The sequence below is a fragment of the Flammeovirga sp. AWQ4_249 genome, assembly GCF_056161045.1.
Genome location: NZ_JBSWYJ010000171.1, coordinates 1 through 211, shown reverse-complemented (window position 1 = coordinate 211; position 211 = coordinate 1). Strand labels below are relative to the sequence as shown.

1 protein-coding gene is annotated in these 211 nt (G+C 40.3%); it reads right to left on the bottom strand.

The genetic code is table 11. The features are described from left to right. A partial coding sequence (locus ACXAHM_RS26525) for a hypothetical protein (protein WP_474967091.1) occupies window positions 1–211 on the bottom strand: 211 nt, incomplete at both ends.

Genomic DNA, 211 nt, shown 5'->3' with positions numbered 1-211 from the left:
TTTTGGAAGGATAGCCAACCTCAAGCCCATGATTTCAATCATGGGGATACGGGTATAGACGTTTTTTATTTTTAATCCTTCACTTTTCATTTTTTGCTTGTGGTTTGGAGACACGATGAATCGTGCCTCTACAAGAGGTAGGCTTTCAATTGATATTCTACGCTTTTTTGGAAGGATAGCCAACCTCAAGCCCATGATTTCAATCATGGGG